The 19,365-nt window shown below is 65.1% G+C and carries 15 protein-coding genes; 5 read left to right on the top strand and 10 right to left on the bottom strand.

Annotated elements, in window-relative coordinates; all coding sequences use genetic code 11:
• Positions 1–2 precede the first annotated feature (2 nt).
• The gene (gene yghX / locus ACFO5X_RS01945) at positions 3–902 is read right to left on the bottom strand and encodes a YghX family hydrolase (RefSeq protein ID WP_380715369.1); all 900 of its coding nucleotides are present in this window, start codon (positions 900–902) and stop codon (positions 3–5) included.
• A gap of 78 nt (positions 903–980) precedes the next feature.
• Positions 981–1,430: an Lrp/AsnC family transcriptional regulator gene (locus tag ACFO5X_RS01940; protein WP_380715368.1), complete on the bottom strand. Its 450-nt coding sequence runs from the start codon at positions 1,428–1,430 to the stop codon at positions 981–983.
• 128 nt (positions 1,431–1,558) lie between these two features.
• Here ACFO5X_RS01940 and ACFO5X_RS01935 point away from each other — a divergent pair, with 128 nt between their 5' ends.
• The gene (locus ACFO5X_RS01935; protein WP_380715367.1) at positions 1,559–4,945 is read left to right on the top strand and encodes an indolepyruvate ferredoxin oxidoreductase family protein; all 3,387 of its coding nucleotides are present in this window, start codon (positions 1,559–1,561) and stop codon (positions 4,943–4,945) included.
• 7 nt (positions 4,946–4,952) lie between these two features.
• On the opposite strand, the gene rpiB is transcribed toward ACFO5X_RS01935, so the two are convergent.
• The gene (gene rpiB, locus ACFO5X_RS01930) at positions 4,953–5,402 is read right to left on the bottom strand and encodes a ribose 5-phosphate isomerase B (RefSeq protein WP_380715365.1); all 450 of its coding nucleotides are present in this window, start codon (positions 5,400–5,402) and stop codon (positions 4,953–4,955) included.
• A gap of 197 nt (positions 5,403–5,599) precedes the next feature.
• On the opposite strand from rpiB, the gene ACFO5X_RS01925 reads away from it, so the two are divergent.
• Positions 5,600–7,015, top strand: coding sequence for a M20 family metallopeptidase (locus ACFO5X_RS01925; protein WP_380715364.1), 1,416 nt, complete (start codon positions 5,600–5,602; stop codon positions 7,013–7,015).
• A gap of 48 nt (positions 7,016–7,063) precedes the next feature.
• Here ACFO5X_RS01925 and ACFO5X_RS01920 read toward each other — a convergent pair whose 3' ends face one another.
• Positions 7,064–7,453 carry a metallopeptidase family protein gene (locus tag ACFO5X_RS01920; protein WP_380715362.1) on the bottom strand — a complete coding sequence of 130 codons (390 nt, stop codon included), beginning with the start codon at positions 7,451–7,453 and terminating at the stop codon, positions 7,064–7,066.
• A gap of 130 nt (positions 7,454–7,583) precedes the next feature.
• Here ACFO5X_RS01920 and ACFO5X_RS01915 point away from each other — a divergent pair, with 130 nt between their 5' ends.
• Entirely contained in the window at positions 7,584–8,912 is a 1,329-nt protein-coding gene (locus ACFO5X_RS01915) for an NAD(P)/FAD-dependent oxidoreductase (protein ID WP_380715360.1), read from the top strand.
• Between the two features lie 15 nt (positions 8,913–8,927).
• On the opposite strand, the gene ACFO5X_RS01910 is transcribed toward ACFO5X_RS01915, so the two are convergent.
• A complete protein-coding gene (locus ACFO5X_RS01910; RefSeq protein ID WP_380715358.1) occupies positions 8,928–9,722 on the bottom strand; it encodes a maleate cis-trans isomerase family protein in 795 nt (264 codons plus the stop codon).
• 9 nt (positions 9,723–9,731) lie between these two features.
• Positions 9,732–10,976, bottom strand: coding sequence for a D-amino acid dehydrogenase (locus ACFO5X_RS01905; RefSeq protein WP_380715357.1), 1,245 nt, complete (start codon positions 10,974–10,976; stop codon positions 9,732–9,734).
• Between the two features lie 156 nt (positions 10,977–11,132).
• Here ACFO5X_RS01905 and ACFO5X_RS01900 point away from each other — a divergent pair, with 156 nt between their 5' ends.
• Entirely contained in the window at positions 11,133–12,506 is a 1,374-nt protein-coding gene (locus tag ACFO5X_RS01900; protein WP_380715354.1) for an aspartate aminotransferase family protein, read from the top strand.
• A gap of 24 nt (positions 12,507–12,530) precedes the next feature.
• On the opposite strand, the gene ACFO5X_RS01895 is transcribed toward ACFO5X_RS01900, so the two are convergent.
• Positions 12,531–14,030, bottom strand: a complete 1,500-nt coding sequence (locus tag ACFO5X_RS01895; RefSeq protein ID WP_380715352.1) for a fumarate hydratase — start codon at positions 14,028–14,030, stop codon at positions 12,531–12,533.
• A gap of 233 nt (positions 14,031–14,263) precedes the next feature.
• The gene (locus ACFO5X_RS01890; RefSeq protein WP_380715350.1) at positions 14,264–15,949 is read right to left on the bottom strand and encodes an acyl-CoA dehydrogenase family protein; all 1,686 of its coding nucleotides are present in this window, start codon (positions 15,947–15,949) and stop codon (positions 14,264–14,266) included.
• 211 nt (positions 15,950–16,160) lie between these two features.
• Between ACFO5X_RS01890 and ACFO5X_RS01885 the strand changes: the two genes are divergently transcribed.
• Positions 16,161–16,925 carry a sulfite exporter TauE/SafE family protein gene (locus tag ACFO5X_RS01885; protein ID WP_380715349.1) on the top strand — a complete coding sequence of 255 codons (765 nt, stop codon included), beginning with the start codon at positions 16,161–16,163 and terminating at the stop codon, positions 16,923–16,925.
• Here ACFO5X_RS01885 and ACFO5X_RS01880 read toward each other — a convergent pair.
• Complete coding sequence (locus tag ACFO5X_RS01880) at positions 16,922–17,503, bottom strand: VOC family protein (protein ID WP_380715347.1); 582 nt, start codon at positions 17,501–17,503, stop codon at positions 16,922–16,924. The genes ACFO5X_RS01885 and ACFO5X_RS01880 overlap by 4 nt on opposite strands.
• Positions 17,504–17,639: 136 nt before the next feature.
• Positions 17,640–19,304 (bottom strand): ABC transporter substrate-binding protein, encoded by a 1,665-nt coding sequence (locus ACFO5X_RS01875; protein WP_380715346.1) that lies wholly within the window; start codon positions 19,302–19,304, stop codon positions 17,640–17,642.
• Positions 19,305–19,365 lie beyond the last annotated feature (61 nt).

Raw genomic sequence — 19,365 nt, 5'->3', positions numbered from 1 at the left:
CCTTAACGGCTGGCCAGGTGCAACGCAAAGAAGGCAAGCGTCCGGTCCCACGCCAGCTTGGCCGCCGCTTCGTCATAGCGCGGCGTGGTGTCGTTGTGGAATCCGTGGTTCGCGCCGTCATAGAAATACATCTCGTATTTCTTGTGGTGCTCTTCCAGCGCTGCCTTGAACGCCGGCGCGCCGGCGTTGATGCGCTCGTCCAGCCCGGCGTAGTGGATCTGCAGCGGGGCCTGAATTTCCGCAACATCCTCGGCCGCTGGCTGGCGTCCGTAGAACGGCACGGCCGCTGAAAGGTCCGGATAGGCCACGGCCAGAGCGTTTACGACGCCCCCGCCATAGCAGAATCCGACCGCGCCCACCTTGCCGGTGCTGAGGTCGTGATCCCTCAGGAATTCGAAGGCGGCGAAGAAATCCTCCATCAGCTTCGCGGGATCCATCGAGGCCTGCATCTCGCGGCCCTGTTCGTCGGTACCCGGATAGCCCCCCAGCGGGGTCAGCCCGTCCGGCCCGAAGGCGAGATAGCCGGCCTTGGCGCATCGGCGGACCACATCCGCGATATAGGGATTGAGGCCGCGATTCTCGTGGATGACCAGGATGGCGGGGCGCACCTTTTCTCCTTTTGGGTGGGCCATCAGGCCCTTCATCGTGCCGTGACCCTCGGGGCTTTGATAGTCCACCGTCATCGTCTCGATGTCCGGGTCGTCGGGCGGCACCTGCTGGGCAAGCGCATAATTGGGCTGCAACTGCTCCAGGAGCATCGCGCCTGTCACGCCAGCGGCGGCATAGCGCGCGGCCTTGGCTATGAAATCGCGTTTCGACATCTTGCCATGCACATAGCCATCGAAAATCTCGAGAATGCGGGGGTCGAAATCGCTGGCCTTGCGGCGGACATGGTCGTTCATTTCAGGCTCCCTGAGTACGTTCACCACAACCTAAGGCGGTATCGGGGTGGGGCAAAATGAACTTACCGTGGGTTGCGGTCAGTCGCGCGCCTTGATCGTGCGCAACACCATGTTCGTCTGCGCGCTGGCCACGGCCGGCAATCGAAAGAGAAAGCCTTCGAGAAAGCGGTTGTAGGCGTTCAGGTCGGCGCAACTGACGAAGAGATGGTAGTCGGACTGGCCGGTGGTGGCGAAACAGTCGCGCACTTCCTCCTTGCCCTGCACCGCGCGGATGAAGCCCTCCACATTCTGCGGGTCGTGGCGGGTCAGTTGCACGTGGACGATGGCCTGAAAGGCCTGCCCGATCTTTTCGCCATCCAGAACGACGCTGTAACGTTTGATGACCCCACCCTCTTCCAGTGCGCGCACCCGCCGCCAGCAGGACGAGGGCGACAGGCCAACCCGCTCGGCCAGGTCGGCGTTGGACATCCGGCTGTCGCGGCGCAGGTGACGGAGGATTTCGGCATCGACAGGATCGAGGTCGGGCATGGGCAAAAATTCCGAAAGATGATCTGTACTTGACAGACTTTAGCAAATTTGATCCCAAACTGCCACACGATTGGTCGAATTTTTCAGGCGCGATGCGGTAAAATATCCGACGTAGCCAGAGGTACGCCATGACCAACCAGTCCAGCAAATTCCAGACCTACAAGCTGTCCGACCGATATGACCTGCCAAAGGGACGGGTCTTTCTGAGCGGCACGCAGGCACTGGTGCGCATCATGCTCGACCAGGCGCGGCGCGACCGTGCGGCCGGATTGAACACCGCTGGTTTCGTCTCGGGCTATCGCGGCTCGCCTCTGGGCGGGGTCGATCTGGAGATGTGGAAGAACAAGGACCGGCTGGATCAAGCAAAAATCGTCTTTCAGCCGGCGGTGAACGAAGATTTGGGCGCGACGCTGGTGCTTGGGTCGCAGCAGGCGGTGCTTGATCCGAAGGCCGAGGTCGAGGGGGTCTTTGCCATGTGGTATGGCAAAGGACCCGGCGTCGACCGCTCCGGCGATGCGCTGCGTCACGGCAATGCCTATGGCTCGGCGCCAAAAGGCGGCGTTCTGGTCGTTGCGGGAGACGACCATGGCTGCGTGTCCTCCTCGATGCCGCATCAGTCGGACGTTGCTTTCATGTCGTGGTTCATGCCGACACTGAACCCGGCCAGTGTGGCCGAGTATCTGGAGTTCGGCGCATACGGGATTGAACTTTCGCGGTTTTCCGGCACCTGGGTGGGTTTCAAGGCCATCTCGGAAACGGTGGAATCCGCGGCTTCGGTCGAATTGCGCCCCGACCGGGTCTTCACGCACCCCGAGATCGATCTGCCGCCCGGCGGGCTGCACATCCGCCGCGCCGACCTGCCGTCGCCCGAGATCGAGACGCGCCTCACCTACAAGCTGAAGGCGGTCGAGGCTTTTGTCGAAGCCAATCCGATCGATCGGCGCATCTACGACACCGACAAAGCGCATTTCGGATTTGTCACGACCGGCAAGGGCCATCTCGATCTAATGGAGGCGCTGCGACTGCTGGGCCTGGACGATGCCGCGTGCCGGCGGCTGGGCATCGACATCTATAAGGTCGGCATGGTCTGGCCGCTGGCGCTGCGCGACGCGCTGCGCTTTGTGAACGGCAAGACCGAGGTCATGGTGATCGAGGAAAAGCGCGGCATCATCGAAAGCCAGTTCAAGGAGTATTTCTATGACTGGCCGGGCGACAAGCCCGAACGGATGGTGGGCAAGTTCGACGAGGACGGAGCGCCGCTGGTGCCCTGGACGGGTGAGCTGTCACCGCGCCTGCTGGCGCCGCTGATCGCGCGCCGGCTGGACAAGCACTTTCCCGAGGAAGGGCTGGTGGCCCGCGCCGCCCGCCTGACCGAAACGCCGCCGCCCGTGCTGAACGTCGCCGGTGCGACGCGCACGCCCTATTTCTGTTCGGGCTGTCCGCACAACACCTCGACCAAGGTGCCGGAGGGCAGCCGCGCAGCCTCGGGCATCGGCTGCCACGTGATGGCGTCCTGGATGGACCGCAGCACCGACGGTTATGCACAGATGGGCGGCGAGGGTGTGCCGTTCGTTGCCGCCTCGCGCTTTACCGGAAATGGCCATATTTTTCAGAACCTTGGCGAAGGAACCTGGTACCATTCCGGGTCTCTCGCTATTCGTCAGGCTGTCGCGGCGGGGACGAACATAACCTACAAGATTCTCTACAACGATGCCGTCGCCATGACCGGTGGGCAACCTGTGGACGGTCCTGTGAGCGTTTTGGGGATAGCCCAGACCTGCCGTGCCGAAGGTGTGCAGCGCATCGCGTTGGTTTCAGACGATATCGGCAAGTTTTCCACAACCGATTTTCCGCCCGGGACCACCTTCCACGACCGCGCTGCCCTCGACACTGTGCAGCGCGAGCTGCGCGAGGTGGCGGGCGTCTCGGTGCTGATCTACGAACAGACCTGCGCCACCGAGAAACGCCGCCGCCGCAAGCGCGGCACGATGGAGGACCCCCAGCGTTTCGCCTTCATCAACGACCTCGTCTGCGAGGGCTGCGGCGACTGTTCGATGGAATCCAACTGTCTCAGCGTCGAGCCGCTGGAGACCGAGTTCGGCCGCAAGCGGAAGATCAACCTTTCGACCTGCAACAAGGACTTCTCGTGCCTTAACGGCTTCTGCCCCAGCTTTGTGACCGTGGAGGGCGCCACCCGCCGCAAGACGCGCGGCGCCGACATCGACCTTTCGGCGCTGGCCGGCCTGCCGCAGCCGAAGCTGCCCTCGCTCACCACGCCCTATGACCTGTTGGTTGCCGGGGTGGGCGGTACGGGTGTTGTGACCGTCGGTGCGCTGATCACCATGGCCGCACACCTCGAAGGCAAGGGCGCCAGCGTGCTCGACTTCACCGGCTTTGCCCAGAAGTTCGGCACCGTGATTGGCTATGTCAGGCTGGCTGACCGGCCTGGGGCGCTGAACCAGGTGCGGATCGGCACCGGGGCGGCGGATGCGCTGATCGCTTGCGACGTGGTGGTTGCGTCGGCCCCCAAGGCATCGGCGCATTACCGGAACGGCACGAAGGTGGTGCTGAATCGCGCGGAAATGCCGACGGGGGATCTGGTCCTGCGCCGCGACGCCGATCTGAAAGTGGCCGAGCGCGAGGCGTTGATCCGCGCGACGGTGGGCGACGCCAATGTGTTGGCGGCGGATGCGAACGCGCTGGCCGAGCGGCTGATGGGCGACGCGGTCTTTGCCAATATCATCCTGCTGGGCGCGGCGTGGCAGAATGGTCTGGTTCCGGTCAGCGAACTGGCTCTCAAACAGGCCATTCTGCTCAACGGCACCGCGGTCGAGGCCAATGGGCGGGCCTTCGATCTGGGGCGCCTGCTGGCCGCGCAGCCCGAAGCGCTGGCGATGCCGGCGCCGCATGCTCCGGCCCAGGACTCCGCAACTCTGATCGACCGGCGGGCGGCCTTCCTGACCGACTATCAGGACTCGGACTATGCGCAGCGTTATCGCGATACTCTCGCCGCCTTCTCGGCCCGCGGCGCCAGCGAGGCGCAGATGGCGCTGGCGGCGAAGTCGCTGTTCAAGCTGATGGCGATCAAGGACGAATACGAGGTCGCCCGGCTGATGACGCAGACCGGCTTCGAGGACCGCCTGCGCACGGAATTCGAGGGGGACTTCAAGGTAAACTACCACTTCGCGCCGCCCATGCTGCCGCTGGGGCGGGATACGCGTGGACGTCCGGTAAAACGTCAGTTCGGTTCCTGGATGACGCCGGTCTTGCGCCGTATGGCGGGGATGAAACGGCTGCGGGGCACGATCCTCGACCCGTTCCGGTTCAGCGCCGACCGCAAGCTCGACCGCAATCTTCTGGTCTGGTTCATCGATCTGCTGGCGAAGCTGCCGCTCGACGACCGCGCCGCGGACGTGCTGGCTGCCCCCATGGACATCCGCGGCTATGGCCCGGTCCGCGAAAAGGCGGCCGAGGAGGTGCAGGCAAGGGTGGCCGCGCTGATGCGCGCGGCCTGAGAATCCGTCAGTTTTCCAGCGCGCGGATCATGTCGACCCGCGTGCCATGCCGGCCGCCCTCGAAAGTGGCGGTCAGGAAAGCATCGACGATGTCGAGTGCCAGTCCTTCGCCCACCACCCGAGCGCCCAGCGAGAGCAGGTTTGCGTCGTTGTGCTGCCGGATCATCCGGGCCGAGAATGTGTCGGAACAGACCCCGCAGCGGATTCCCTTGACCTTGTTCGCCGCCATCATGATGCCTTGGCCGGTGCCGCAGAGGACGATGCCAAGGCGGCAGTCTCCGGAGGCCACGCGCCGCGCAGCCGCTTCGCCGTGTTGAGGGTAATGCGTGCTTTCCGGTGTCGTCGGACCTATGTCGACCACTTCCCAGCCCTGCGCCGCGATGTGGTCGGCTATGGCCCGGCGAAGCTGGATCGCGGCATGATCGCTGGACAGGACGATGCGTTTGGCGGCTGTCATGAGGGGATGTCCCGTTTCCTGATGTTTCGCTGCGCGCACATAGACCATCGCTTCCGAAACGGCAAAGCCTGGAGGCCGGATTGCTTCGATCTGGTCATTCCGTCGCAGGGCGGCGCGTCGTCGGCGGCGGCGCGCCAAAGCGGCTTTGCACTGCCCGCGCTCCGGGTCTAGGCTGCCGGCACAGTCAGGAGAACGCCATGAATGAACACCCGCTCTGGGCCTATGTCGACGCCGGCAAGGACCGTTTCAAGCTGCTGGCCGACAAGGTCTGGGCCGTGCCCGAGACCTGCTATCGCGAGACCGCCTCGGCGGCGCTGCATCTGGCCGAGCTTGAGCATCACGGCTTTCGCACGCAGAGGGATGTTGCGGGGATTCCCACGGCGATGATCGGCGAGGCAGGGCAGGGCGGTCCGGTGATCGCCTTCCTGGGTGAATACGATGCTCTGGCCGGGCTTTCTCAACAGGCAGATGTCTTCGAGCAGATGCCGGTCGAGGCCGGCGCCAACGGGCATGGCTGTGGCCATAACCTGCTGGGATCGGCGGCGATGCTGGCCGCGGTTGCGGTCAAGGACTGGCTGGCCGCGACAGGAACGCCGGGTCGGGTGCGCTATTACGGGTGCCCGGCGGAAGAGGGCGGGGCGGCAAAGGCTTTCATGGTGCGCGCAGGTGCGTTCGAGGATGTCGACGTGGCCATCTCCTGGCACCCCGACAGCATTCCCGGCGTGATGACCGGCAGCTCGCTGGCCAATACCCGGATCGATTTCACCTTTACCGGCCGAGCCAGCCACGCCGCCGCCTCGCCGCATCTGGGACGCAGCGCGCTGGACGCGATGGAACTGATGAACGTCGGCGTGAACTACCTGCGCGAGCACATGCCGGACGAGGCGCGCATCCATTACGCGATCATGGACGGGGGCGGCATTTCTCCGAACGTGGTACAGGCAAAGGCGCGCGTGCGATACGTCGTGCGCGCGGCGACCGCACCCGAGATGGTTGCGCTGGTCGAGCGGGTGCGCAAGGTGGCCGCCGGGGCCGCGATGATGACCGAGACACAGGTCAGCGACAGCGTTCTCGCCGCCGTGTCGAACCTGATCTACAATAGCCCGCTGGGCGAGGCGATGCAGAAGAACCTGGACCTGCTCGGCCCGCCGCCCTTCACTGATATGGACCGTGCCTATGCCGCGCGCTTTCAGGCGACCTTCACCGAGGACGATATCCGCGACAGCTATCGCAGCCACGGCATCCGCGAGACCGAGCGCAAGGCGCTGGCCGATTTCATCGTGCCCACGAGCGTGGGGGCGGTGCCGCTATCCGGTTCGACCGACGTGGCCGACGTGAGCTGGGTGGTGCCTACGGTTCAGCTTTGGGGCGCGACCCAGGCCATCGGCACGCCCTTCCACTCCTGGCAGATGGTTGCCCAGGGCAAGAGCCAGCCGGCACTGAAGGGGATGATCCATGCCGCTCAGGTGATGGCAGCAACGGGGGCGGATGCGATGCTTGACGCCGACCTGCGCGCGCGCGCCAAGGCGGCGCTGTCGGCCGACGTGGGGCCAAAGGGCTATGTCAGTCCACTGCCCGAAGACGCGCAGCCGCCGATTGCAGCGATGGCCTGACTGCACTCCTGCCCAGCGGCCTGTGGTGGCGAGACGCGCAAGAGGGCGCTATTCCCACCAGGGGTCTATTGCCGCGATATCGTCATCCGACCAGCCGAAGTGATGCGCGAATTCGTGGATCACGACGTGGGCAATCAGATCGTCCAGCCGGACGTTGCCGCGATCGCGCCATTCCTCAAGGATCGGATGACGGAACAGCCAGACGGTATCGGGCTGCATCGGGCTATCCCAGACCGATTTCTCGGTCAGGGGGATGCCTTCGTAAAGGCCGGTCAGCTCGCGCGGATCTTCCATGCCCAGATCGGCCAGCATGTCGGTGCCGGGCCAGTCGGCCACCAGCAGTGCGACCTCGCGCGCATGTTTGCGAAACGGCTCGGGAAGGGCCTCCACGGTGCGCCGGGCGATCTCTTCGAAATGGCGGGCGGAGGGATCTGTCATGCGCCAGATATGGTCGTGCCGGCCGGGAATGGAAAGGCCCGCCAACCTGCGCGATTCCGGAAAGCCACAGTGTGGCCGCGCCTGCACCTTGGCACTGGACCGCTCCCCTGCCGCGTGGGTAGATGGCGCCATGCCTGGCCCAACGCTTGCCCATTTTGAATCCGATCTTCGTCTGCCCGACAGGGTGGATGTCGTGGTCATTGGCGGGGGCATCATCGGTGCCTCGACAGCGCTGGAACTGGCCGAGCGCGGCCTCTCGGTGCTGTTGTGCGAAAAGGGCCAGATCGGCGCGGAACAGTCGAGCCGGAACTGGGGCTGGGTCCGCATCTCGCGCCGCGATCCGCGCGAAGTGCCGTTGATGGTCGAATCGATGCGGATCTGGGAAGAACTCGAGGCGCGCGTCGGGCGCAAGGTCGGGTATCGCCGCACCGGAATCGCCTTTTGCGCAGGTTCGGAAAGCTATCTGGCCAAGCTTGACCGGTGGCGCCGACATCTTGCGCCGCACGGCATCGAAAGCCGGATTCTGCGTGGCCGCGAGTTTGATGCGCTGATGCCGGGCCACAAGCTGCGGCTCAAGGGGGCACTTTATACGCCGCTGGACGGCCGGGCCGAACCGCAATGGGCCGCTCCGGCCATCGCCGAAGCCGCGCAGAGGCTCGGCGCGACGGTGATGACCTCCTGCGCCGTGCGAAGCCTGGACATCGCGGCCGGTCGCGTCGCCGGTGTGATCACGGAAAAGGGCCGGGTGCATTGCAGCGCCGTGGTGCTGGCCGGCGGCGCCTGGTCGCGCCTCTTTGCCGGCAATGCCGGTCTGAACCTGCCGCAGCTCAAGGTGCTGAACACGGTGATGCGCACCACGCCGGTCGATGGTCCCGACACCGCGCTTTGGACCGATGGCTTCGCTTTTCGGAAGCGGGCCGACGGTGGCTATACCGTTGCCTCGGGGGACGAGAATGTCGTCGACCTGGTGCCCGACAGTTTTCGCCTGGGGCTGACCTTCCTGCCGGCCTATCTGGACGACTGGCGCAGCCTGCGGTTCCGTCTCTCGGGCCGATGGCGCGTCGAGGCGGCGCAGGCGCGGCGCTGGCGCCCGGACGAGATGACCGCCTTCGAGGCCTGCCGCATTCTCGATCCGGCCCCCTCGCGCCGGGCGCTGCGGGCCAGCTGGGCGGCCCTGGGCCGGGCCTTTCCCGCCTTCCAGAAGGCGGATGTGGTGCAAAGCTGGGCCGGGATGATCGATGTGACGCCCGATGCGATCCCGGTCATCTCGGGCATCGAGTCGGTTCCGGGGTTCCACATTGCAACCGGTTTCTCGGGCCACGGGTTCGGCATTGGTCCCGCCGCGGGGCGGCTGATGGCGGACCTCGTGTCCGGCACCGCGCCCCTTGTGGATCCCTCCGACTTCCGCTTTTCGCGCTTTACAGACGGCAGCAAGGTGCGCCCCGACAGCGGGTATTGACCGCGTCCGCAGGCGTCAGGCCGCCGCGCGCGCGCCTTCCAGCGTCAGGTCGAACAGCCGTCCGGCACCGGGAACCGTATCGTTCACCCCGGCCAGCCGCAAGCAATGCCAGGCCATAGCGTGGTCGCTTGAGGTGACCGGCAGACCGGCGCGGCGTTCGATCTGTTCGATGCGCTCGCTGAGGCGGATGGAGGTGCAGGAGACGAAGACTGCGTCGAGCGGCGTCGCCGCAGCCAGCCGGGCCACGCCTTCCTCGACCGAGTCGAGCGAGATGCGCGCGGCCTCGGGGTCGAGCACCTTGTTCCAGGTGCCGAAGGCTGCGACCTTGACGCCGTGACTGTCGAGGTATTGCCTCACGATGGCGTTGACCTCGGGTGCATAGGGCGTCAGCACGCCGATGCGTCGCGCGCCCATTGCCTGAAACGCGGCAAAGGCGGCGGTGATCGGCGTGGTGCAGGCGATGCCAGGGCGGACCTTGCGGATCTCGGCAAACACCGCCTCCTCGCCCAGAGTCATGGTGGCCGACGTGCAGCCGAAGGCCACCACATCCAGATGCTGGCCAGGCATGATCAGTTCGGTGCCCGGCGCGATGCGCGGGCCGATGGCGCGCAGGGTTTCGGGCGTGATCTCGTTGTCGCAGAAGACGCGCGTGGCATAGAGGCCGACACCGTCCAGAGGCATCAGCCTGCGGAACTCGAGCTCCATCGTCTGGTCGATGCCCAGGACCACCAGCCCGATGGCCGCGCGGGCGGCCACGCCCCCGTCCAGGGTGCAGGGCAGAACGCCTACATCGACGAAATCCTCGGTCATCGCGGTCTCCTAGCTGTCGTTGACGGCGGCCAGTGACAGGGCGGGCGTGCGGCCCGCCACGTCGTCGGCCAGGATGCGGGCCGATCCATGCGACATGGTCCAGCCGATGTGCCCGTGTCCGGTATCGTACCACAGGTTCGCGTGTTTGCGCCGGCCGATGACCGGCAGGTTGGTCGGTGTCATGGGCCTGAGGCCGGCCCACATCTGCGCGCGGTCGTGGTCCATCCCCTCGGGGTAGAGCTCGCGCACGACAGAGCCCATGAAGGCGAAATCCGAAGACGTGTGCGTGGTCGAATACCCGGCGATCTCGGCCGTGGCGGTAACCCGGACCATGTCGTCGAACCGGGTGATCGCGACAAGGTTCTCTTCGTCCACCGAACCGACGGTGGGCGGGGCAGGGTTGTTGCCCACCGGAATCGTCAGGGAATAGCCCTTGATCGGCCATATCGGCAGCGGCTCACCGATCGTGCGCGACAGGTTCGGGCTTTCGTTGCCGAGGGCCATCACGAAGGCGTCGGCCTGAAGCGTGCCCTTGTCGGTTGTCACCGACGTCACGCGGTCGCCGGAGGCCGTCAGAGACAGGACCTTTTCGCCCGTGCGGATCTCGGCGCCGTTGGCCACGAGGTGGGCGGCCAGCGCGGTGGTGAAGGCGTGGCAGCTGCCCGACTCGTCGGTCGGGCAGTAGATGCCGCCGGCGATGCGGTCCCCCACCGATTGCAACGCGGGTTCCAGCGCCAGCACCTGGGCGCGATCCAGCACCTCTATCGTATGGCCAAGCCGCGCCATGATCTGCATGTGCCTTGCCCCGGCATCGAAGCGTTCCTGCGTGCGGTAGAAGTAGAGGATGCCGCGGTCGACCTTGCCATAGGCCATCCCCACGTCGCGCACGGTCTCGTGCAGGATCTTCTGGGAGTAGGAGGCGATGGCATATTTCCGCGCGGTGTTCGCGGCCGAGCGCTCTGCTGTGCATTGCCCGAGAAACCTGAGGCACCAAAGCCATTGCCGCAGATCCGCCTGCGGCTTGAAGCGGATCGACTGGTCGCGCATCACCAGCGATTTCAGCATGATCATCGGCGCCTTGGGCGAGGACCAGGTGAACGAATGCCCGGGCGCGATCATCCCGGCATTGCCCCAGCTCGTTTCGGTGCCGACCGCTGCGTTCTTCTCGATCAGGGTGATCTGGTGGCCGTCCTTCTGCAACTCGTAGGCCGCCGTCACCCCGACCACGCCGCCGCCCAACACCGCTATGTGCATTCGACTTCCCCGTCCCGCATTTGCAGGCACGATGGCACAGATTTGGGCGCTGTCAAAATGAGTTGTGGGATGCTCCGGGCCGCCGCATTGACTTGCCCCATGCACCACGTCATCACTCGGAGGGTCGCTTAAAATGCAGGCACGTCAGGAGGCATCATGAAAGACGACATCCCCAACTCCCCGGAAGCGCGCGATGCGCACAATCTGATGCACCCCTATACGAACGCCCGCAAGCTTCAGTCGGACGGCCCGCTGGTGATCGAAAGCGGCGAGGGCATCTACGTCACCGATATCCACGGCAACCGCTACATCGAGGCCATGTCCGGCCTGTGGAGCGCCGGCCTCGGGTTTTCGGAAAAGCGGCTGGTGGCCGCGGCGACGAAACAGCTCGAGGTTCTGCCCTTCTATCACGTCTTCTCGCAGCGCTCGCACGGTCCGGCCATCGATCTGGCCGAAAAGCTGGTGAACCTCGCGCCGGTGCCGATGAGCAAGGCGTTCTTCACCAACTCGGGATCCGAGGCGAATGATACCGCGGTCAAGATGCTGTGGTATCGCGCCCATGCGATGGGCACGCCCGAGAAGAAGAAGATCATCAGCCGCCTGCGCGGCTACCACGGCGTTACCGTCGCGGCGGCCAGCATGACCGGTCTGCCCTACAACCACATGTCCTTCGGGCTCCCGTTGCCGGGCTTCCTCCATACCGGAAGCCCGCATTACTGGCGCGACGCCGAGCCGGACGAGAGCGAGGCCGATTTCGTCGCCCGCCGTGCGCGCGAATTGGAAGAGCTGATCCTCGCCGAAGGCCCCGAGACCATTGCCGCCTTCATCGGCGAGCCGGTGCTGGGCGGCGGTGGCGTTGTCGTGCCGCCTAAAGGATATTGGCAGGCGATCCAGGCGGTGCTCGACAAATACGACATCCTGTTGATCGCCGACGAGGTGATCTGTGGGTTCGGCCGCACCGGCAATATGTTCGGAACCGAGACCTTTGGCATGAAGCCCGACATGATGACGCTGTCAAAGCAGATCACGTCGAGCTATCAGCCGTTTTCGGCCCTTCTGGTGAACGACCGGGTGTTCGAACCCATCGCGGACGAATCCAATCGCATCGGCACCTTCGGCCACGGCTATACCGGCGGCGGCCATCCGGTGGGCGCGGCGGTGGCGCTGGAAACCCTGCGCATCATCGAAGAGGACAACCTGCTCGATCACGTGCGCCGCGTCGGTGCGCATATGCAGGCCGGCCTGGCGGAGCTGGCCGACCACCCGCTGGTGGGCGAACATCGCGGTGTCGGGCTGATCGCGGCGCTGGAGCTTGTCACCGACAAGGCAACCAAGGCGCCCCACGGCAAGCCCGGCGCGCTGGGCGGGATCGCCTCGGCGCGGATGCAGGCGCATGGTGTCATCTCGCGCAACATGACCGACGCACTGGCTTTCTGCCCGCCGATGATTGTCACCGAGGCCGAGGTGGACGAGATCCTGGCCCGTACGAAGCTGGCCTTGGACGAGACGGCGGAAGAAATCGGCGCCTGAACGCCGTATTTGCGCGTGACGGCCTCAGACGGCCCGTGCCCACCGACGCGGGCCGATCTCGTGAATCGAATTCCCTGCCGTATCGACCGCGACGGTAACGGGCATGTCCTCGACCGTGATCTCGTAGATCGCTTCCATCCCGAGATCCTGATAGGCCACCGGTGCTGCCTTGCGGATTGCCTTCGATACCAGATAGGCCGCGCCGCCCACCGCGATCAGATAGACCGCGCCGTGTAAGCGGATCGCGGCTATCGCCTCGGGCCCGCGTTCTGCCTTGCCGATCATCACCTTAAGGCCTGTGGCCGCAAGCAAGGGCGCGGTGAACTTGTCCATCCGCGTTGCGGTGGTCGGCCCGGCCGGGCCGATCACCTCGTCGCCAACCGCATCGACAGGGCCGACATAGTAGATCGCCTTGCCGGCCAGATCGACAGGCAGGGCCTCGCCTGCGTCTATGGCCTGCACCATCCGCCGGTGCGCCGCGTCGCGCCCGGTGTAAAGCGTGCCGGACAACAGCAGTGTCTCGCCCGGGGTCAGCGAGGCGAGCAGCGCATCGTCCAGCGAATCCAGATCGATGCGTCGCCCCGTCGGCAGGCCCTCCGCGCCAAGATCGGGCCAGAGCGCGAGGTCAGGCACCGGCAGGTCCGCGGGCCCGGACCCGTCAAGCGTGAAATGCACATGCCGCGTGGCGGCGCAGTTCGGGATCAGCGCCACCGGCAGAGAGGCCGCATGGGTTGGGAAGGAGGCCACCTTGACATCCAGCACAGAGACCAGACCGCCCAGCCCCTGCGCGCCGATCCCAAGCGCGTTCAGACGGTCGAAAAGCTCCAGCCGCAGCTTCTCTTCGCTGGTCACGGCTCCCCGAGCCTGCAGGTCGAAAATGTCGACCGGCTCGTTCAGCACCTTCTTGGCCATCGCCATCGCCTTGTCGACGCTGCCGCCGACGCCGATGCCGATCATTCCCGGCGGGCACCAGCCGGCGCCCAGCTTGCGCACCGTCTCCACCACCCAGTCGGCCACAGAATCCGACGGGTTCAGCACCGCGAACTTGGTCTTGTTTTCGGACCCGCCGCCCTTGGCAGAGACCGTCACCGAGATCCGGTTGCCAGCCACCAGCTCGGTCTGCAACATGCAGGGCGTGTTGTCCCCGGTGTTCTTCCGCGCCCCCAGCGGATCGGCCACGACCGAGGCGCGCAGCGGATTCCGCTCGAAGGCATAGGCGCGCCGCGTCGCCTCGTCGGCCATGTCCTGCAGGGACCGGGTCCAGTCGGTGCGGGCCTGCACGCCGACCTCTACGAAGACATTGGCGCTTCCGGTGTCCTGACAGATCGGCCGGTGATGGGTCGCCGCCATGCGCGAGTTGACCAGGATCTGGCGGATCGCGTTCCGCGCAGCTTCGTTCTGCTCGGTATCCAGCGCGCGGGCCATCGCCGAGATGAAGTCGGGGCTGTGGTAATACGAGACGTATTGCAGCGCGTCCGCCACGCTGTCGATGAACTCCGCCTCGGTGATGATGCCGCCAGCCATGCGCCTCTCCCTAGTATGTCGCCGCCATCCTGCCCGCAATCCTGGCGGGTCTCAACGCCTCAGGCGGGGGGGCGCGGCCCCGTTCCCCTGCGCTTGGCGGAGGCCAGCGCCGCTGGGCGCGGACTCTGCCGCCGCCGGGATCAGGCTCAGGGCTGCAGAAGGAAAAGAACGGACCTGCAGCTTCCTCTTGCCGCAAATATCCCCGCCGGAGGCATCGCGCGGAACGCGCGATCTTAGCCGAGCAGCCGGCGCGCTATCACCTGGGCCTGTATCTCGGCGGCGCCTTCGAAGATGTTCAGGATGCGGGCATCGCAAAGCACGCGGGAAATCTTGTATTCGAGCGCAAAGCCGTTGCCGCCGTGGATCTGCAACCCATTGTCCGCAGCCGCCCAGGCGACCCGGGCTCCCAGCAGCTTGGCCATGCCGGCTTCAAGATCGCAGCGCCGTCCGTGGTCCTTTTCCCAGGCCGAGAAATAGGTCAACTGGCGGGCGATCATGATCTCGACCGCCATCATGGCAAGCTTGCCCGCCACGCGCGGGAAGGCAATCAGCGGCTTGCCGAACTGCTTGCGGTCCTGGGCATATTGCAGCGCGATGTCGAGCGCCGACTGCGTCACGCCGATGGCACGTGCGGCGGTCTGGATGCGCGCGCTTTCAAAGGTTTTCATCAGCTGCTTGAAGCCGCGTCCCTCGACGCCTCCCAGCAGGTTCTCGCCCTTGACCTTGAAGTTGTCGAAGCCAAGCTCGTATTCCTTCATGCCGCGATAGCCCAGCACCTCGATCTCACCGCCCGTCATGCCCTCGGTCGGGAAGGGAGCGGCATCTGTGCCAGGCGTCTTTTCGGCCAGGAACATCGACAGGCCGCGGTGGTCGGTCGTCTCCGGATCTGTACGCGCCAGCAGCGTCATCACATGGGTACGCGCGGCATGGGTGATCCAGGTCTTGTTGCCGGTGACGCGATAGTCGTCGCCGTCCTTGATCGCGCGCGTGCGCAGGCTTCCGAGATCCGAACCGGTGTTGGGCTCGGTAAAGACCGCCGTGGGCAGGATTTCACCGCTCGCGATCTTCGGCAGCCACTGTTCCTTCTGTTCGTCCGTGCCGCCGCAGAGGATCAGCTCGGCCGCGATTTCCGACCGGGTCCCCAGCGAGCCGACGCCGATATAGCCGCGCGACAGCTCTTCCGAGACCACCACCATCGAGGCTTTGGACAGGCCCAGACCGCCCAGGTTCTCGGGAATGGTCAGCCCGAAGACACCCATTTCGGCCAGCTCCTCGATCACCGCCATGGGGATCAACTCGTCCTTGAGGTGCCAGTCGTGGGCGAAGGGTTCGACCTTGTCGACGACATAGCGGCGGAACTGCTCGCGGATCATCTCGAGTTCTTCGTCAAGGCCCGTCGCGCCGAAGGTGATGCCGCCGGCCTGTTGCTGCAGCAGCGCGGCCAGCCGCATCCGCGCGGCCTGGCTGTTGCCTTGGGTCATCAGCTGCTGCACCTCGGGCGCTGCCATGCCGGCGAGATCGGCCGGGCCGAGGCCCAGATCCTGCGGGCGCACGATTTCGCCCTGGCTCATCGGGATGCCGCCGACCATCTGGGACAGGTACTCGCCGAACGCGATCTGGAGGATCAGCTGTTCGGTTTCGCCGAACTTGCCTTCGGAGTCGAGCTGCCCGGCCCAGCGCTGCATCTGCCGCAGGCTCTCAACATAGGTGGCCAGCCACGACAGGCCGTGAGCGGCGCCCTGATTGGTTTCGATCAGCGCGGCCGAGACCTTGCCATCGGCGCTTACCATGGCGCGCACACGGTTCAGCGCGCTCTCGAGCAGCTGTCCCGCCGGATCCAGCGCGGCAGCGGTCAGCGTCAGCAGTCCGGGCAGGGGGAGAGTCTGTTGCATCGTGCTGTCCTGGCCATCATGGGGCATGAATCGGCTCCTGTTCGGGTGTCGCCCGGTCCTATTCACTTTGCAGGTGCAGCGCAACAAAAATACGTAGTCTGCCCGACAGGGGATTTAATGTTGCGCACTTTGTGTGTGCGACTGGGCTGCATACCCGTTTTTCCAGCGCTGCAAACGCAAAGCCGAGCGTCGGGGGATTGCCATTCCGGTCGCCCGAGAAAGCCGATAAGAGGGCCGCATGACCAGCCTCGTCCCCTTTCTCGATCCGTTTCATCTGGTGCTTGCACTGGCGATCGCCTTGCTCTCGGGACTGGTGAAAGGGATGGTCGGATTTGCCATGCCGATGATCCTTGTGTCGGGGCTGGGAACCTTTCTGCCGCCCGAAATTGCGCTGGCCGGACTTATCCTGCCGACAGTGGTGACAAATGGCATGCAGGCGCTGGGGCAGGGATTGCGGGCGGCGCTCGGCTCTGTCCGCCAGTTCCGGGTGTTCCTGATCGCGGGCCTGGTCTGTCTGCTGATCAGCGCGCAGCTGGTCCGGCTCATCGCCCCATCGACCTTTTTGCTGGCGCTGGGCGTGCCAGTCACGTTTTTTGCGCTGATCCAGCTGTTCGGGCTGCGCCTCAGGTTCGATGCGTCCCATAGGCGCATCGAGGCGCTGTTCGGCGCCATCGCCGGATTCATCGGCGGTCTTTCGGGCGTCTGGGGGCCGCCGACGGTGATGTATCTGACCGCGCTCGACACGCCCAAACAGGAGCAGCTCCGCATTCAGGGCGTCATCTACGGACTTGGGGCGGTGGCCTTGCTGGGCGCGCATTTCACCTCCGGCGTGATGCGGGCCGAGACCTTGCCGTTCTCACTGATCCTCGTGCTGCCGGCGATGCTCGGCATGTGGATCGGCGGGCTGTTCGTTCACCAGATCGACCAGGCCACCTTTCGCAAGGCGACGCTGGCCGTGCTTCTGATCGCCGGTCTGAATCTGATCCGGCGCGGATTGCTCTAGAACGGGTTGCGCGGCGTGCGGTCGTCCGAAAGCGACGACTGGCGGTCGCGCACAAGCTCCTCGATGGCGTCGGCCAGGTGTTCGGTCTCGATATTCCTGTCGCCGCGCGACACGCGGATTCGATGGGCACGGATCATCACATCGGCATGGGTGCAGCCCACCGGCGGTTCGAACCGATAGCAGGCCAGTTCGATCAGCAGGCCCAGAGGATCCTTGAAATAGATCGAATCCATAAAGCCGCGGTCCTTGGGGCCTGAATGCCCGATTCCGCGCTCGTTCAGACGAGTGACAGCCTGATCGAAGGTCGCCTTGCTGACCATGAAGGCCAGGTGGTGGACGCATCCCGGTTCGGTGGGAGTGCGGCGGCGGTCGGGCTTGCGGTCCTCGTTTGTAAAGATCGTGATCAGCCGACCGTCGCCGGGATCGAAATAGAGATGGCCCTCGGCTTGGTTGTCGAGGTTGGGCTGTTCGAAGACGAAGGGCATCCCCAGCACGCCTTCCCAGAAATCGATCGAGGTCTGCCGGTCGGCACCGGTAAGCGTGATGTGATGCACCCCCTGGGTCTGAAGTTTGCGCATGTCGTTCTCCGCGTGTCTGATGACGGCATCCTGCCCCAGACCTGGCCGTCGCGAAACCAGCATCGTCGCACAGGCAGTGCGCGGCACGAAAAAGGGCCGCCCGGCGGGGCGGCCCTTCCCTTGGATCAGGCGTGGTTCACTCGGTCCAGGCGATCTTGGCCGGGGTGACCACAAAACCAATGTGGTGGTTGGCGCCCACGATGTTGGACTTGGTGTGGTTGTAGAGCGCGCGCCAGTAGGGCTGGATCGTCACCGCATCGTCCTGCAGCATCTTTTCGCCCTGGGCCATCAGTTCGCGCCGCTTTTCGACGTCGGCAACGGCCAGAGCCTTTTCCAGCAGCGCGTCGAATTCGGGGTTGGAATAGCCGAATTCGTTCCAGGCCTCGCCGGTCTTGTAGGCGAGCGCCCAGATCTGCACACCCAGCGGGCGAGCGTTCCAGTTTGTCGAGCTGAAGGGATACTTTGTCCAGTCGTTCCAGAATGTCGATCCCGGCAACACCGTCCGCTTCACCTTGAAGCCGGCGTCGCGCAGCTGCGCGGCCACGGCATCGGTGGTGTCCTTGCGGTAGGCATCGTCGATCGAGACGATGTCCATCTCGAAATCGGCCATTCCTGCTTCTTCCAGCAGCGCCTTGGCCTTGGCCGGATCGTATTCCGGCGGCGGCACTTCGGCATATTCGGGGTGCATCGGGCCGACGTGGTGGTTTTCGGCCACCAGCCCGCGCCCGCCGTAGCCGAGCTCGAGCAGCACGTTGTTGTCGACGGCCAGCATGATCGCCTTGCGCACCTTGGGGTCAGCGTAGGGCTTCTTGCCATCCACCTCGGCCAGCTGGTTCGGGCGGATCACGACGGTTGCCGCTGTGACGATCTCGTGCTGGGTCCAGCCGTCGAGCGAGGCCATGATGTCGATATAGTCGCCATCGACCGAATAGGTCACGTCGATCTCGTCAGCCTCGGCCGCGGCCACCCAGGCCGAAGGATCGGTGCCGTAGTCGATGAATTCCAGCCGGTCGAGCCAGGCGCCGTTGCCCTCGTTCCACCAGGTGTGGTTGGTATTCTTGACCAGCACGCCCTTGACGCCCACTTCCAGGCTCTCGGGCAGGTAGGGGCCGGTGCCGACCGGCTTTTCTAGCATCGTGGCCGCGTCAAATCCCTGCGGCACGATCGAGGCTGGATAGTCGGCCATCCCGGCAATCAGGGTGATATCGGGGCGCGGCAGGTGGAGCTTGACGGTGTGGCTGTCGACCACCTCGATGGCGCCGTCGATGGCCTTGCCGCTGGCTTCGTCGATCAGCACGGCAAAGCGGCCGGCCATCGAGTTGCCTTCCAGGCCCTTCTCGCACCAGCCGTTGATGTTATAGGCGACATCCTCAGCGGTGAAATCGGTGCCGTCGTTCCACTTCACGCCCTTGCGGACGTTCAGGGTGTATTCGGTGGCGTCGTCATTGATCTCCCAGCTTTCCAGCAGGAAGGGCGAGAAGGTGCCATCATTCTCCCAGTAGACCAGGTATTCCAGCCAGCCATTCGAGAAGTTGGCGATCTGGCTCCAGTCGTAGGTGCGCGGGTCCTTCAGACCGCGGACTTCCATCTGATAGCGCACGGTGCCGCCCATCTTGGGCGCGCCGGCGGCCTTGGCCGGGGCGGCGAGGCCGAGCATGGAGTAAGCGGTGGCTGCTGTGGCGCCGAAGGCGCTGGCGATTGCCAGGAACTCGCGGCGGTTGACCGGGTCGTCTCCAACCTTCTTGGCCGAGTCGACAATCGACTGCGGCAGGGGTTTTCCGGTACGGGTGGTGTAGGTCATCGTCTTCCTCTCTGTTGAGTCGTGAGTGTCGAGGATTTGGCCCCGGTCCGGTGATGCGGGT

Source organism: Seohaeicola nanhaiensis, from assembly GCF_042654245.1.
GTDB lineage: Bacteria > Pseudomonadota > Alphaproteobacteria > Rhodobacterales > Rhodobacteraceae > Seohaeicola_A > Seohaeicola_A nanhaiensis.
This window is presented reverse-complemented; position numbering and strand designations above follow the sequence as displayed.

Bases quoted from the DNA above. Each gene is read 5' to 3' on its own strand.
- yghX (WP_380715369.1), bottom strand. From the start codon at position 902: ATGAACGACCATGTCCGCCGCAAGGCCAGCGATTTCGACCCCCGCATT.
- ACFO5X_RS01940 (WP_380715368.1), bottom strand. From the start codon at position 1,430: ATGCCCGACCTCGATCCTGTCGATGCCGAAATCCTCCGTCACCTGCGC.
- ACFO5X_RS01935 (WP_380715367.1), top strand. From the start codon at position 1,559: ATGACCAACCAGTCCAGCAAATTCCAGACCTACAAGCTGTCCGACCGA.
- rpiB (WP_380715365.1), bottom strand. From the start codon at position 5,402: ATGACAGCCGCCAAACGCATCGTCCTGTCCAGCGATCATGCCGCGATC.
- ACFO5X_RS01925 (WP_380715364.1), top strand. From the start codon at position 5,600: ATGAATGAACACCCGCTCTGGGCCTATGTCGACGCCGGCAAGGACCGT.
- ACFO5X_RS01920 (WP_380715362.1), bottom strand. From the start codon at position 7,453: ATGACAGATCCCTCCGCCCGCCATTTCGAAGAGATCGCCCGGCGCACC.
- ACFO5X_RS01915 (WP_380715360.1), top strand. From the start codon at position 7,584: ATGCCTGGCCCAACGCTTGCCCATTTTGAATCCGATCTTCGTCTGCCC.
- ACFO5X_RS01910 (WP_380715358.1), bottom strand. From the start codon at position 9,722: ATGACCGAGGATTTCGTCGATGTAGGCGTTCTGCCCTGCACCCTGGAC.
- ACFO5X_RS01905 (WP_380715357.1), bottom strand. From the start codon at position 10,976: ATGCACATAGCGGTGTTGGGCGGCGGCGTGGTCGGGGTGACGGCGGCC.
- ACFO5X_RS01900 (WP_380715354.1), top strand. From the start codon at position 11,133: ATGAAAGACGACATCCCCAACTCCCCGGAAGCGCGCGATGCGCACAAT.
- ACFO5X_RS01895 (WP_380715352.1), bottom strand. From the start codon at position 14,030: ATGGCTGGCGGCATCATCACCGAGGCGGAGTTCATCGACAGCGTGGCG.
- ACFO5X_RS01890 (WP_380715350.1), bottom strand. From the start codon at position 15,949: ATGCCCCATGATGGCCAGGACAGCACGATGCAACAGACTCTCCCCCTG.
- ACFO5X_RS01885 (WP_380715349.1), top strand. From the start codon at position 16,161: ATGACCAGCCTCGTCCCCTTTCTCGATCCGTTTCATCTGGTGCTTGCA.
- ACFO5X_RS01880 (WP_380715347.1), bottom strand. From the start codon at position 17,503: ATGCGCAAACTTCAGACCCAGGGGGTGCATCACATCACGCTTACCGGT.
- ACFO5X_RS01875 (WP_380715346.1), bottom strand. From the start codon at position 19,304: ATGACCTACACCACCCGTACCGGAAAACCCCTGCCGCAGTCGATTGTC.